General features: G+C 62.2%; 12 protein-coding genes. 7 read left to right on the top strand and 5 right to left on the bottom strand.

Going from position 1 to position 14152, the window contains the following annotated elements; genetic code table 11:
• The coding region (locus C453_RS16710) for a hypothetical protein (protein WP_008326305.1) at window positions 1-1961 on the bottom strand (1961 nt) is incomplete at its 3' end.
• Between the two features lie 95 nt (window positions 1962-2056).
• Here C453_RS16710 and C453_RS16705 point away from each other — a divergent pair.
• Genes C453_RS16705 through C453_RS16695 form a run of 3 tightly spaced genes read left to right on the top strand, consistent with a single transcriptional unit; the run spans window position 2057 to window position 4820 of the window.
• Window positions 2057-3502 carry a DUF58 domain-containing protein gene (locus tag C453_RS16705; RefSeq protein ID WP_008326304.1) on the top strand — a complete coding sequence of 482 codons (1446 nt, stop codon included), beginning with the start codon at window positions 2057-2059 and terminating at the stop codon, window positions 3500-3502.
• Window positions 3499-3981: a hypothetical protein gene (locus C453_RS16700; RefSeq protein WP_008326303.1), complete on the top strand. Its 483-nt coding sequence runs from the start codon at window positions 3499-3501 to the stop codon at window positions 3979-3981. The genes C453_RS16705 and C453_RS16700 overlap by 4 nt, the downstream gene beginning before the upstream one ends.
• Before the next feature lie 2 nt (window positions 3982-3983).
• Window positions 3984-4820 carry a hypothetical protein gene (locus C453_RS16695; RefSeq protein WP_008326301.1) on the top strand — a complete coding sequence of 279 codons (837 nt, stop codon included), beginning with the start codon at window positions 3984-3986 and terminating at the stop codon, window positions 4818-4820.
• 13 nt (window positions 4821-4833) lie between these two features.
• On the opposite strand, the gene C453_RS16690 is transcribed toward C453_RS16695, so the two are convergent.
• From C453_RS16690 to C453_RS16675, 4 genes are all read right to left on the bottom strand, one after another.
• Complete coding sequence (locus tag C453_RS16690) at window positions 4834-5820, bottom strand: AAA family ATPase (protein ID WP_008326299.1); 987 nt, start codon at window positions 5818-5820, stop codon at window positions 4834-4836.
• 10 nt (window positions 5821-5830) lie between these two features.
• Window positions 5831-6865: a DUF4350 domain-containing protein gene (locus tag C453_RS16685; RefSeq protein ID WP_008326296.1), complete on the bottom strand. Its 1035-nt coding sequence runs from the start codon at window positions 6863-6865 to the stop codon at window positions 5831-5833.
• A gap of 2 nt (window positions 6866-6867) precedes the next feature.
• The gene (locus tag C453_RS16680) at window positions 6868-7143 is read right to left on the bottom strand and encodes a hypothetical protein (RefSeq protein ID WP_008326295.1); all 276 of its coding nucleotides are present in this window, start codon (window positions 7141-7143) and stop codon (window positions 6868-6870) included.
• Between the two features lie 130 nt (window positions 7144-7273).
• Entirely contained in the window at window positions 7274-9289 is a 2016-nt protein-coding gene (locus tag C453_RS16675; RefSeq protein ID WP_152418077.1) for a PGF-pre-PGF domain-containing protein, read from the bottom strand.
• A 263-nt stretch (window positions 9290-9552) separates the two neighbouring features.
• Between C453_RS16675 and C453_RS16670 the strand changes: the two genes are divergently transcribed.
• The 4 genes from C453_RS16670 to C453_RS19640 all read left to right on the top strand — a co-directional run bounded on the left by C453_RS16670 (window position 9553) and on the right by C453_RS19640 (window position 14105).
• The gene (locus tag C453_RS16670; RefSeq protein ID WP_008326293.1) at window positions 9553-10635 is read left to right on the top strand and encodes a hypothetical protein; all 1083 of its coding nucleotides are present in this window, start codon (window positions 9553-9555) and stop codon (window positions 10633-10635) included.
• Between the two features lie 283 nt (window positions 10636-10918).
• Entirely contained in the window at window positions 10919-11566 is a 648-nt protein-coding gene (gene rdfA, locus C453_RS16665) for a rod-determining factor RdfA (protein ID WP_008326292.1), read from the top strand.
• Between the two features lie 36 nt (window positions 11567-11602).
• Window positions 11603-13549, top strand: coding sequence for an archaea-specific SMC-related protein (locus tag C453_RS16660; protein ID WP_008326291.1), 1947 nt, complete (start codon window positions 11603-11605; stop codon window positions 13547-13549).
• A 238-nt stretch (window positions 13550-13787) separates the two neighbouring features.
• Window positions 13788-14105, top strand: a complete 318-nt coding sequence (locus C453_RS19640) for a HalOD1 output domain-containing protein (protein ID WP_338035951.1) — start codon at window positions 13788-13790, stop codon at window positions 14103-14105.
• Window positions 14106-14152: the final 47 nt, after the last annotated feature.

Raw genomic sequence — 14152 nt, 5'->3', positions numbered from 1 at the left:
CCAGAGTTCGATTCGTCACTGCTCACCGCAGCCGTCTCGCCAGAGAGCTGCGTGGCTGGCTGCGCTGTGACACTCTCACCAGCACTTCCGACTCCTCTCCCTCTCTCGCCTGCGGCGTCCCGACGCCACCACCAGCCTACGCCGACGCCGCCCGCGACGACACCGAGGCCGACGACCAGAAGCACCACCTGCACCGGGAACCCGGACGACTCGCTCCCGAAGTCGATATCGGTGGTCACGCTCGTCGCTTCGAGCAGCCCGCGGTCGGACTCGAACTGCGTCACGAGCGCCACCGTCCCCGTGTCGGGGAACGCCGAACTCGGGAGTTCAGACTCGAACGTGCCGTTTTCGTCCGTCGTCGCCGTGCCGACGGTTTCGTTGGCGACGACGAACGCCACGGTTCGGTTCGAGATGGGCGTCCCGCCACTCGTCGCAAGCGTCCCGGCCACGACCACCGTGCTCTCGTTTCTGTCTTCGACGGCCACGTCGAGGTCGGTCGCAGTCGGCTCGACAGTCACCGTCGTCGTCGCCGCTGGAATCGCGACCGCGGTATCGTTGCTTCCGGCGACTGCGAGCGTCTGGTCACCAACCGAAGCGTTCGAATCGAGCACCAGCGAAACCGACGCCATTCCCTCCGCTCCCGTGACCATCTCGTAGCTGTCTCCCGTGACCATCTCGTCTCTGTCTCCCATCGTCGAGCGATTGGGGTCGAACCCCGTCGCCCGAAGGTCGATGGGGGCGTCAGAAACCGGGCTGCCGTCGACTGCGACGGTCGTAGTCACAGCCACCGACTTGCCGTAGCTGATGGTCTGTGCGTCAGTCTCGACCGTCGTCGTCGCAGTCACTTGCTCGACAGTCACGGCGTGGCTCTCGGCCGACCCGAGATACACCGAGCTATCCTCGGGAACGAACGCGACCGAGAGATTCGTCGCGTCGGCAGCGACTAGCACCGGTCGATACGCAAGCGAAAACTGGCCTGTCCCGTCGGTTTCGGTCGAGAACAGTTGCCCGCCGACGCGAACCCGAACCGACTGGTTTGCGACCGCAGCGCCGGTTTCGTCGCGGAGCACACCACGCACTCGAACCGGGCGAGTGAACCCGACTCGGGTCCGGTTGAGTGAGACCGAAAGCTGCGTGTCGGTGAGTTCGCGCTCTCGAATCTCCTCGGCTGCCGCGACTTGCGCCGCCGTCTGTTGGTCGAGTTCCTCGACCGCTGGTGTAACATCCGTACTGGTGTTATTTCCGACTGCTCGAACGCTCGTCTGAAGCGCCGCCGAGGTGTCGTTCAACTCACCGGCCAACTCGGCAAGTCGGCGCGCGAGTTCGCGGGCCCGCGTCTCGTTCCCGTTCTCTCGTGCCGTCTCGTAGGCGACACGCAGGTCTTCGAACTGACGCGTCTGGTTCGAGTAGCGCTGTTGTGTCTGTCGGACCTCGTCGTACGCCTGTGCCGTCTGGTCGTCGCGCTCGGAGTCGGTCTGCTCGCTCAGCGTGACGTACTGTGAGACCCACTGCGGGTAGCTCTCGTTGCGCTGTGCACAGAGCGCTTCTTGGGTCGTGTTCAACTCTCCCGTACACTCCAGGACGTACTCGTTCATCCGTCCCTGGAGCCACGATTGCAGCGCCTGGAGGTCGCGGTCGCCCTCGACGCGGTCCGGCTTTTCGTGTTGCGGTGGCGTCGCTGACGTGTTCGCCGTCGAATTGTTCGTCGACTCGGTGGGTTCGACCTGTGCCACCTCGCTCCCGGCGACGAGCGAGTTGGGTTCCGTCGCGACAGCCGACGCACCGTCTGCAGGCGTCGCCGCACCGACTGCGCCGACTGCGTCGACAGCACCCTCCGCTGGCGATTCGCCGACGGCACTCGCCGATGGTGATTCGCCGACAGCACCCACCGCTGGAGAGGCGACGAGTCCACCGACGAGGACCGCAAACAGACACGCACGAACCACCGAGTTCAATCGCACATGGCGGCGTTTCGAGGCCACGGACAAAACCGCTTCTGTCCGAGAAAACGCCCGACTCCACACCACTTAAGTCGCCATACCACCCGTCGTCTGATATGCAGGCGACGCGCCGATACTGGGAGATGGCCGCCCTCGCGGGGTTCCTCGCCACCTTCGGCGTCGCCATCGACTCGTCCGTCTTCCTCCTCGGCGGGGTCGCGGCCGCCGCGTGGCTGCTCGCCGCCCAGTATCGGTTCTACGTCGGCGTCCGCGACGTTCGCTCGTCGCTCGACGTGACGCTATCGCCACTCCGAACACAGGTCGGTGCCGAAGAACCGTTCTCCGTCAGGCTCACCGCATCGGCGTCGCTTTCGACCCCGTGTTCGGTGACGATAACGCCCGACTCACCGGTCGGTATCGACGACCCCGACGGATGGCCCGCAGTGTCGCTCACGCCCGATTCCGATTCGGCCACGCACGTCGGGACGTTCCGCGCTCCCATCGCAGGAGAGTTCTCGTTCGACGCGCCCGACGTTCGCGTCGAAGACGACTTCGGCCTGTTCACGGAGTCGTTCACGCAGGGTGGCGGCTTCGACATCCGGGTCGAACCGCGGGCGTCGGACAAGCTCTTCGTCGGCAAGGGCGGCATGGAAATCTCCGCCGGGTTCGGCGAACACGAGTCCGGCCAGCGCGGCCCGGGCGTCGGTGCGGCCGACCTCCGGGAGTACATGCCGGGCGACGATATCAGCCGTATCGACTGGAAGGCGACCGCCCGGCTCAACAAACCCCACATCCGCGAACACGACGTGGAGACGACCCGCGAGGTCGGTCTCATCGTCGACGAACGCTCGTCGATGTGGGACGGCCCCGCCGGACGCAGGAAGATAGACTTCGTCCGCGAAGTCGCGCTCGCGTTCGCCAACAGCGCGGCAACCATGAGTGACCCGCTCGGCCTCTATACTGTCTCGGAAGACGACGTGCAGTCGGTTCGCGCGAGCCAGGCGGCAGACGTGCAGTACGCAACGATTCGCTCGCTGTTCTCTGCTGTCGGTGGCAGCGCGATGACGACCCGCAGTGGTGGCGACGATTCTCGATTGTCCGTGCCGGAACGGGCCAACGACCTGCGGACGTCACTCGACGGCGACTCGTCTGTCTACGCGCGGACGCTCAGGCCGTACTTCCAGACGATGCATCCGTACGTCGAGAAGGTCGAATCCAGCCCGTTTTTCACCGCGACGCGACGCGTCATCGCCGACCGCTCGGAGAACCTCTGGCTCGTCTTCTTCACCGACGACACCCACCGCGAGGAACTCCTCGAATCCGCGAAGTTCGCCAGTAACCGCGGCGTGCAACTGCTCGTGTTCGTCGCTCCGACTACGTTCTTCGAATCCGAGTCGACGCCCGAACAGAGCTATGACGCGTACCTCGACTTCGAGTCGTTCCGAAAGCGCCTCGACCGCCTCACCAACGTCTCGGCGATGGAACTCAGCCCGAAAGACAAACGTGAGACACTCCTCCGCGGCTCACAGCCCGTTCGGAACCGACAAGGAGGGAACCGATGAGCGACGAGTCGGACACGGCCGGTCGGCCACCATCGCGCTCGTGGGTCGTCGTCGCACTCGCTGGTGTCCTCCTCATTGGCCTTACGACGTGGCCCTCTGTGGGCTTTCTCACCGTTCCGCTCGTCGGTGGTATCCTCGCGGCCATGTGGTACCTTCCACTCCCGTACGCGCTGAGCACTGCTGTCGTCGTCGCCGTGGTAGCCGTGGGCAACGACGCCAGCAGCGTTCAGGCAGTGGGTGTCACGCTCGGCCTCGCAACGCTCGTCGGCGCGGCGTCGCTTCGTGAGGGGACCTTCGACGGACGCACCGTTGCGGGCTATCTCGCGCTCACGGCCGGTGTGTGCGTGGCTGTCGTCGTCGCGCTCGCGGCGGCGTCTTTCGAAGCCGTCGCCTTCGGAACGACACTCGGACTCGCGCTCGCGGCGTACGGACTCCACCGATACGAACTCGTCGCGCTCGACCTCCTCCCAGACTCCTAACCATGCAGGAAGAGACACACGCTACGGACACTGAGGACGCGCAGTTAGACACCGATGCGGAGATTGCGGCCCTCCGTGCCGACAACCGGCGACTCCGCCGCGAGTATCTCCGCGCTCGGCAGAGTCAGTACCGAACGAGCGCCCTCGCACTCGGTGCCATCGGTGCCGTGGCGCTCGTCGCCGCGGCCCTTCTCCCGGCGCTCAGGACCGTCTTCCTCGTGCTCGGGAGTATCGGCATCTTCGGCGGCGTCCTCCTGTATTTCCTCACACCGGACCGACTCGTCCCCGTGAGCGTCGGCGAATCGGCGTATCACGCCCACAGAGAGACGGGAACGCACCTGCGCGAAGAACTCGGCCTCGCCGACGAGTCGGTGTACGTGCCCGTGGGCGACGACACCGGCCCTGAGGCCAAACTGTTCGTCCCCCAACTCCACGACTACGAGGTCCCGTCGCGCGAGTCGCTGTCGGAGTTCTTCGTCGACGCCGGGACGCCACAGTCGCGTGGTGTCGCCCTCACGCCCACCGGACAGCGCCTCGTCGACGAACTCTCGGTGGCTGCGACAGGCGACGACGCCGACCCCGAAGCCCGATTCGAGACGCTCGGCGACGCCCTCGTCGAACAGTTCGAACTCGTCGACGACGTGGACCTCGACATCGACGCCGACGGCGGCCGTGCAACGGCGCGACTCACCGGCCCAGCATACGGTGAGGCTGACCAGTTCGACCACCCTTCGGTGTCCGTGCTCGCGGTCGGCCTCGCCACGACACTCGGGACGCCGGTTCGCGTGGGCGAACTACTCACGAACGACAGCGGGACGCTCGTGACGTTCCGGTTCTGAAAAACGAGTCTGCTTAGGCTTCGACTTCGGGGGCCTCGAGTGTGTCGAGCACCTCGTCAGCGTCCGGGGCAGCCACCGAGTCGAGAACTTCCTCGATGATTTCGCGCGGCGTCACGTTACTCAACTCCGCGTTCGTACTGAGGACGAGTCGGTGCGAGAGTGCGTCTGCGGCGAGTTGCTTGATGTCGTCGGGAACAACGTACTCGCGGCCGTCGATTGACGCGTGTGCTTGTGCGGCGCGGAGTGTCGTGATGCCCGCACGCGGCGAGGCACCGTGTTCGACGTACTCGTTTTCGCGGGTCGCCTCGATAATATCGAGCAGATACGACCGGACTGGCTGCGCGATGTGGACCTCGGTGACGGTGGCTTTGGCCTCCTCGACGTCGCCGCTTTCGATCACCGAGTCGATGCTGGTGCTCGTCAGCGACGGGTCCTTCGTAAAGCGGTCGAGAATGGCCGCTTCCTCGTCGCGGTCCGGGAGGTCGACGGTCAACTTGAACTGGAAGCGGTCGCGCTGCGCCTCCGGAAGCCCGAACGTGCCGTCCATCTCGATGGGGTTCTGCGTCGCAATCACGAGAAACGGCTCGGGAAGCGAGAGGGTCTTCCCCTCGATAGTGACCTGTCGCTCCTGCATCGCTTCGAGCAGCGCCGACTGCGTCTTCGGCGTCGCCCGGTTAATCTCGTCGGCGACGATGACGTTTCCGAATACCGGGCCGCGCTGAAGCTGGAACTCGCCGATGTTCTCCCGATAGACGTTCGTGCCCGTCACGTCGGCTGGGAGGAGGTCCGGCGTCATCTGAATGCGCTGGAAGTCGAGACCGAGCGCTCGTGCGAAGAGGTTCGCGATAGTGGTCTTCGCGACGCCGGGAATGCCTTCGAGGAGAACGTGTCCGTCGGTCAAAAGTGAGATGGTGAGACGCTCGACGATGTCTTCGTTCCCGATGAGAACCGAGCTCGCCTCGTCTCGAATCGCAGCGTAGAGCTCTTGGGGCGCAGCCATCTTCTGCGGGTTATCTGTCCGTGTTGATAACTTCTTTTATCACTTCACGAACGTCATCTGCGTCCCACTCGGGGTTCGACGCCGCGACCGACTGCGCGAGTGCATCGACCGGAATTCGGTCGTCCGGGTCGTCCTCACGAACGCGCGTTCGAACCCACTCGATGCCACCGTGTCGGAGGAGGAGACCGAGTCCACCGATTCCGAGGAGGCCCACGACCCCCGTGAGAAGTGAACTTTCCTCGATAGCGAGGAGCGCCGCGGCCAGCGGCGGCACCGTCTTCTGGTGTGAGGCGTCGACGAGAACCCGCTCCTCGTCGGCGACGAGATTCTGGACGAACTGGCGATTGTCCGGGCGCTCGACCATCGCGTTGATGAAGAGACTCGGGTCGCTCACGACGACGACCGTGCCGTTTCCGACCGACTCACGGGTGACGACTGCTCGGCTCCCCAGTGACTCCGCCGCATCTATCTCGCCGTTGGCGTTGGTGTCCAGATACGAGAAATTCGACGACGACGCGAGCACCGTGGCGTTTCCGGGTTCGATTGCGGTCCCGTAGTTGAGCGTGAGTTGCGACACGTTCGTCGTCACCGACTGGTTGCGGACGGTGGTGGCGACGGTGAGGTTCGGCGAGCGGTAGTAGTGCTGTTCGTCGCGCAACAGACGTCCATCGAGCCGAGACTCGGTCCCGAGCCCGCGAAGCAAGTCGTTCGCCGGGCGCGAGAAGTCACCGGCGACGACCAGTGTCCCGCCCTCGGTCACGTACGACCGAATCGTCCGAATCTCCGATTGCGAGTAGCTTGTCTCGGGAGCGACGACGAACGCCGTCGACGCGTCGGTCGTGTTGTATCGGGCGGAAGTCGTCGCCACGGCGACGTCTGCGCCCGCATCGGTCGCGACATCCTGTAAGCCTGCGCTTCCGTCCCACCCGCTGTTGTAGGTACTGAAACTCGCTGTCGACGTGGATAGCCCGACACCCGCGACGACCACCACGACGAGCGCGAACGCGGCGATAGCGAGTCGGAACCGACGGTCGAGTCGAGCCATTTTCAGAAGACCCCCGGCGGAAGAATCGAGAGAATCCGTCGAATCACGATGTACCCGAATCCGACGAGCCCGGCCGCGATGACCCACAACAGTCGCCGCCGCCACGCTGGCGTCACGCGGAACGGTGCGGTCAGTTCGGTCACGACGAGAAACCCGATGAGCGAGACGACGAAGAACAGTTCGAGTGTGAGCGACTCTACGAGGACTAACAGCAGCGTCACGCCCAGCATCCACCCCATCTGGGCGAACACGAACCGCTGTCGCTTGGTCGCTCCCATACCTCCCTTGTTGCGAAACAGCGCATTAGAATGTACCGGGTTTTCGACTCGGTGCGGTGGAACTGCGCACTCACGACTCGCCGTCGGTTGCGGCTCGAAAAAGAAGACGAGAGGAGAGAGTCGGCTGTGGTTAGTCGCGTCGGAGTGCGACGAGCACCACTGCGATGAGTGCCAAGACGGAGACCGTGGCACCGAAGCCGGGGATACCCGTCCCGGTCGTGGTCGTCGGTTCGTCAGTGGTCGGCTTGTCGGTCGTTGGCTCGTCGGTCATCGTCGTCGGTTCGGCCGTCGTGGTCGTGGTGGGTTCGGCCGTCGTCGTGGTCGTCACCTGCTGTTTCTTCGTGCCGATTGCGAAGACGGAGAAGCCGGGCGTCTCGGCTTCGAACTCACCATCACCGAGGTAGGTCGTTTCGAGTTCCTGCCACTCGCCGTCGTGGTGCCGGTAGAGGACGATGTCCTCGGGTGCAGCCTCGATTTCGTCGAGGCGCTTCTGGCTGACGGAGAAGGTAAAGCGCGCACTGTTGACGTCGTCGTCATCGTCGACACCGCCGACGTCGACCTGCACGTAGCCGACCGTCTTGTCACTCGGGTCTTCCGTGATGTTGTCCGGGCGCTTGTCCAGGCTCTTGACGCTCACGTTGACGTTCTCTGCGCTCTTCGAGAGGTTGAGACCGAGCTTGGTGACCTTCGCACCAGTGTCGTTGGCCTCGGTTTCGTCTCCTTCCTCGTCGTCGGTTCCGAGGTCGATTTCGAACTCCTTGTTGACGCCGGGGTTCTTGATGGAGACCTTGACCGAGCCGTTCTTCTTGTCGACTTCCTTCGTCACGTCAGGCTTGTCGACCGGCGGGGTCGTGTCGCTGTCATCGTCATCGTCGTCGTCGTCACCGCCGTCGTCACCGCCGCCACCACCGCCGCCGCCACCGCCACCGCTTGGCGGACCGGTCGACGAATCAGATTTGAGTTCGAACGTTCCACACACCGTCGCGAGTTCGGTCGAGTCCGACCCACCGGCGATGTAGATATAACGGTAGTCACCGGTCTTCCAGTCGTCTTGGGTGTCGACCGTGACACTGTTCAGGCTCTGGCCCGCGTAGGTGTAGACCGCACCGTCAAGCTCGGTCGGGTTCGAAAGCAGACTGTTCTGCGGTCGTTCGGTTCCAGCCGAGTCAACGAGGTAGTCAATTGCCGTGCTCACCGAGACGGGGCCGCTATCGGAGCCTGCCCCGATGGTCGCACCGCCAATCGTCACCTCTTGGGCGTTTTTGACCGGGCCGTTGAGCTTCGAAATCTTGTGTTCGATTTCGATGTCGTCGGCTTCGAGGTCTCGGGAGATGTTCGGCGAATTGACCACGGCTCGGGCGTTCTCGAACGTCTCTTTGTGGTAGACCACGAGCGTGTGGTTCGGCGTGCTGTCCGAGAGACCGGACGCATCGACGTCGATAGTGACCGAGTCACCCTGGTCGACATCGCTCGCAGAAGCCGTTGCGGACGTCGACTGCACGGCGACTGCGTCCATCCCGATAACCTGCGTCTGGCCGCTTATCGAGAGTTGGCCGCTGTTATCGACTTCGAAGCCGTCGTTCGCGTCACTGTTGCCAGTGTCGTTCTGAACGAGGAAGAACATGTACTGGCCGGAGCCGCGCTCTATTCCCTTGTTCGTTCCCTGCGTGGAGAGGTCGTAGTTAATCGACGTCTCACCGTCGCCATCGAGCTGACCGGCGTCGATCATTTCGAACGTGGCGTTGTTGTTCGCGTTCGGGACCGTCACGAGGTCGATTGCCTCGGAGACGGTCAGCCCCGTGTAGTCGTCGTCGAGAATTGAGTGGTCGGCGTCGAGTTTGGCGACGAGCAGTTGGGCGTCTTCGCCTGCAAAGCTCGAGACGCCAGCACCAGTGGTATCCTCAAATTCGAGCGTGACCGTGTCGTCGCTGTCGTACACCGCCAACTCGTCTTTGTTCGCAGGGACGTCGCCGGTGTTCTGGTCCGCGATGTTCACGAACACGTCCATGTTTTCGACGGTCGATGCAGCGTTCGACGTGTCTGCACGGAACGGCAGCCCTGCACGCTCCCAGACGTCAACGTCGTCGCTTGCTTCGAGCAACTGATCGTCGGAGACTCCGGCAGCCACGTCCCCGGTGAATCCCACGTATCCTGCGACACTACCAGTATATACCGATACTACTAGTAGTAACAGGAGGCCTATCCGGCCGATATCTCTAATTGTGTCGGGCATTAAGTTCGCATTTCATGTCTCAGATAATAGTGTTTTCGTCTAGCGAAACTAAACCCGTGATATGTGCGAAGATAAAACAGAAGCAATAGCTCGACAGTCGATTTTCCGGTCATTTTTTCTGAACGGGCACCGCCTGAACGACAAAGCATTTGTCGGCTTGGTGAACATATACTCGTATGTCTCTTCGGTTACTCGTTTCGAGCGTACTCATCGTCGCCCTCCTCTGCGGCGGCGTCGCGCCGACCGTTCTCGGCGCGACTGACTACTCGATATCGACGGCGAACGATATCGACACGCCCAATCGAACCGTGACGATAGAGGGCGACGAATACGAGGTCTCGTCGGTCGGTCAAGTCGACAAAAACGACACACTCACCGTCAACACCGAATCACCGTCTGGCACCGACTACGATATCTACATCTACAACGGCGACCGCGACATCGTCGATACGTCCCCCGTAGATGATGACGGTTCGGCGACGTTCGACACGACCTACTTCGGGAACCCCGGTTCGTATCTCGCCGCCATCTATGCCGATGGGAACATCGAACGAATCCAGCCAATCGTCGTCTCCGCATACCGTGTCTCTGCTGACCTGCCCGACCAAACCACAGTCGGCGAGGGTGTAACGGTCGACGTGTCGCTGTCAAAAATCACAGAGATACCCGACCCCCACTCGGTCGAAGTCGTCGTCGCACAGAACGACTCCGTCGTGTCCCGCGTGGACGCCAGCGAGACTGACTCGCTCGCGTACGAAGCATCTCTCTCGTCCGACCTCGACGAGGGAACCTACGACGTCTACGCAGTCGTCCGGAACGAGACGACCGTCAAAGGGAAACACGAACTCATCGGCATCAGCGGTACGCAGTCACTCACCGTCGAGAAGTCGTCATCTGAGGAGACGTCTGCCCCGGGCGATGGTGGGTCAGACTCGGAGACGTCTGCTCCGGGAGGTGGCGGGTCGGACTCGGAGACGTCGACACCCGCTGCGACCACCGCGACGCAGACTCCTGCAGAGACGACTCAGTCGCCGAGTAACACGACCACGTCGGCCACGACATCGTCTCCGTCGACGACTGCAGCCACGTCGACACAGACGCCGCAGACGACGACTGACGATGGCGTCCTCACTCCGAACACCGAGTCAGCGACCCCCGAACAGACTTCCACGTCGGTCCCCGGTCCATGGCTTCCGGCCCTCGGTGTGCTTCTGCTGGGGACGACTCTCGCTGTCTGGACTCGTCGCAGCGAGCAGTAACGCAAAAATAGAGCACGACTGTTTTTGGGAGAAACTATTTTTCGCCCATCAAATTGAGATTCAAATGCTATTTGGCTAGATTTCACTCTGATTAGCTATGGCTGTGGAATAAGTGGAACAAAGGAATGTATAAGAAAAATGGTTGTTCGAAAATAGTCTTAAACATATGTTTCAGACCTTCGTAATCGTCATACCACGTTAGGAGTTGTCGTTACATTTTCTTGTCAATGCAATGGGAGAATATTTACAACTGGAGCACTGAGAGTGAACTGTACAGACAGCAATGCCAAATTCAGGCGACACCGTCTCCCGTCGGGGAGGCACCGGACCAAAAATCGAACGCGTCGCCGAGCGCTACGGTCTGTCTGGACTCGGTGACGAACTCGTCGCTGCCTGGTTGGGCGAGGGACGCGAGCAGCGGAGCCTCCGTGAACTCGAAACCGACGTCAACAAGCAACTCATTCGGGCAGCACTCGACGAGGCTGGCGCGCACGTCCTCGACGGTGAAGTCGACAACTTCTATCGACTCCTGACTGACGACGACGTGAGCGCCGGCAGTCGGACCGCGGCGCGAAACTCCCTCCGGGAGAACGGTGTCGACGTCGACCAGTTGGAAGCGGACATCATTTCCTACCAATCCGTCTACAACTATCTCAAGCGACACAGAAACGTCGAACGCGAATCGACCGAGGAAGACGACGAGACCGCGACGAAATCCGGGCTGGATACGATTCGAAAGTTGCGGTCGCGTCTTCGGGTCGTCACGACCGACGTGGTCGACCGACTTGTCGATTCGGGGGCGGTGTTCATCGGCCCGTTCGAGGTCGACGTCGATATCCGAATCACGTGTACAGACTGCGAAACACGCCTGACGCCGACAGAACTACTCACTTCCGGGCACTGTCGCTGTGAGCACACAGCAGAGGAGTAGCGGCGTCGAGGCACAGCACACTCTCTCAGACACACTATGACGAACTCAGAGGCACCCACGGACGCAACTGTCAGACTACAACATATCGGTGGCATCGACACGCGAGACGTGACACTCTCTCCGGGTGTGACGGTGCTTACCGGTCGGAACGCAACGAACCGAACCTCGTTCCTGCGGGGACTCATGGGCGTCTGCGGCAGCGACGCGGTGAGTCTCAAGAGCGACGCAGACGAGGGGTCGGTCGAACTTGAACTGGACGGCCGGACGTACACGCGTCATCTCTCTCGCGAAAACGGCCGCGTCGTATTCGACGGCACCCCCTACTTACAGGACGCGTCGACCGCGGAGTTGTTCGCGTTTCTTCTCGGGTCGAACGAGGCGCGGCAGGCGGTCGTCACGAACCGTGACCTCCACGACGTCATCATGGCTCCGGTCGATACGGAGGCCATCAACGCCGAAATTCGAAGCCTGCAGCGCGAGCGAAAACAGACCGAACAGGAGCTTTCCGAGCTAGAATCGCTCGAATCGGAGCAGCGACGCCTCGAATCGCGGCGGGAGGAATTAGAGACAGAGATTTCGGAACTCGAAGCTGAACGAGACCGCCTCGCAGAACAAATCGACGCCGAAGACCAGACTGTCGAGACCCAGCACGCACAGCGCGACGAACTGGACGAGACGCTGCGCGAACTGCAGGATGCGCGGTCGGAGTTGGAGACGGTTCGGTTCAGACTGCAGAGCCAACGCGAGAGCGTCGAGTCACTCAGAACTGAACGCGCCGAACTCGAATCCGAACTGGAGTCCGTCGAGGCCGCCGACATCGACCGCGACGAAGTCACGGACCGTGTCGAGCAGATTCGGGGGCAAATCGAGTCGCTCAACACCACGATTGCTGACCTCCAGACGGTCATCCAGTACACCGAAGACGTCTTAGACGGGAAGACGGACCTCATCGAAGACACCCTCGTCGAATCGACCAGCGGCGGGTCGGTGACGGACCAACTCGTCTCCTCGGAGACGATTACCTGCTGGACCTGTGGGACGGAGGTCGAAGAGAGTCAAATCGAGGAGACGACGACCCGGCTTCGTGGCGTTCGCGACGAGCGACGCGAGCGACGGACGGAACTCCGACGGGAACTCGACGAACTCGAACGCGACCTCCGGTCGGCCGACGAGACGCAGTCCAAGCGGCAATCGCTCCGACGAAAACTCGACCGGTTGGAAGGCGAACTCGACAATCGCACGGAGCAAATCGACTCGCTGACCGAGGAGCGCGACGAACTCGCCGCCCGCGTCGAGCAGTTGGAACGCGAGGCCGAAGACAAGCAGGGACAGGCGAACGAGACGCTCATCGAACTCCACAAAGACCTCAACGAGGTCGAATTCACGCTCGACCGCACCCGCGACGACCTGGCCGACGTCAACGACGAACTCGACGCCATCGATGAACAGTTCAACCGCCGTGAGACGCTCGAAGCCCAGCGCGAGCAACTGACCGCCGACCTCGAAGCGGCCCGCACGCGAATCCAATCGCTCACTTCGTCGGCCGTCGAGGCGTTCAACGAGGAGATGGAGACGGTTCTCGACCTCCTCGAATACGAGAACATCGAGCGCGTGTGGTTAGAGCGCGTCGAGCGTCGCGTTCGCGATGGACGGCAGAAGGTGATGCAGACGCAGTTCGAACTGCACATCGTCAGAACGGCCGACAGCGGCGCGGTGTACGAAGACACCATCGACCACCTCAGCGAGAGCGAACGGGAGGTTATCGGCCTCGTGTTCGCCCTCGCGGGCTACCTCGTCCACGACGTCCACGAGGACGTTCCGTTCATGCTTCTCGATTCGGTGGAGGCTATCGACTCGGACCGAATCGCCGCCTTGGTCGACCACTTCGAGGCATTTCCGCAGTTCCTCGTGGTCGCGTTGCTCCCCGAAGACGCGCAGGCGCTCGACGACTCGTACGACCGCGTCGAGTGGGGCGGCGAGTAACCGGACGACTTGCGTCGACTAGTGACCGAATTCGATTATTATTGGCTGACTTCGGTTATTGACGTATCCCGCGCGAGGCGGGCCGGTGTGCTGTTCTGACGGGAGTAACTGCGTGCCGTTTGCACTGTTGTCGAGTTTCCGTAGCCTCACTGCCGTCTTGTGATTCACATTCTGCCGGCGTATACTGTCGGTACGCAAGAAATATAACAGGTAGTGTCAGTAGTGTACTCTATACAGTCTGGGGGGATACACTATCAGCACACTCACCACTCACCGACGAGACGAGACAGAGCAGACTCGGGTTTGGTACGACTGCGACCGGTCTGAGACGATTTCCGAGGCGATACTGTTCGCTGCGGCGGAGCACAGAGATTGTGACCCGACGGAACTCCCCCCGCTCAGCGAGTACGTCGATACCGACGCGATCAACGTACTGTTCGGCGAGGATTCGCCGACGTCGCCAGCACTCTCCCGTGGCGCGCTCGAATTTGACTACGGCGACCTCGTCGTCGATATCGACACGGTCGGCACGGTCGAGATTCGCGACGCCGAGTGAGTACGGGCCCGGAGCCTGTTTGGTGCTCGGTGGGCACCCTCACCGGA

This window comes from Haloferax elongans ATCC BAA-1513 (genome assembly GCF_000336755.1).
Taxonomy (GTDB): Archaea; Halobacteriota; Halobacteria; order Halobacteriales; family Haloferacaceae; genus Haloferax; species Haloferax elongans.
Note: the sequence above shows the minus strand (reverse complement) of the source record. Positions and strands in the feature narration are given on the sequence as shown.

Coding starts and splice junctions, on each gene's coding strand:
- C453_RS16685 (WP_008326296.1), bottom strand. CDS start 6,865: ATGGCTCGACTCGACCGTCGGTTCCGACTCGCTATCGCCGCGTTCGCG.
- C453_RS16705 (WP_008326304.1), top strand. CDS start 2,057: ATGCAGGCGACGCGCCGATACTGGGAGATGGCCGCCCTCGCGGGGTTC.
- rdfA (WP_008326292.1), top strand. CDS start 10,919: ATGCCAAATTCAGGCGACACCGTCTCCCGTCGGGGAGGCACCGGACCA.
- C453_RS16660 (WP_008326291.1), top strand. CDS start 11,603: ATGACGAACTCAGAGGCACCCACGGACGCAACTGTCAGACTACAACAT.
- C453_RS16690 (WP_008326299.1), bottom strand. CDS start 5,820: ATGGCTGCGCCCCAAGAGCTCTACGCTGCGATTCGAGACGAGGCGAGC.
- C453_RS16680 (WP_008326295.1), bottom strand. CDS start 7,143: ATGGGAGCGACCAAGCGACAGCGGTTCGTGTTCGCCCAGATGGGGTGG.
- C453_RS16695 (WP_008326301.1), top strand. CDS start 3,984: ATGCAGGAAGAGACACACGCTACGGACACTGAGGACGCGCAGTTAGAC.
- C453_RS16670 (WP_008326293.1), top strand. CDS start 9,553: ATGTCTCTTCGGTTACTCGTTTCGAGCGTACTCATCGTCGCCCTCCTC.
- C453_RS16700 (WP_008326303.1), top strand. CDS start 3,499: ATGAGCGACGAGTCGGACACGGCCGGTCGGCCACCATCGCGCTCGTGG.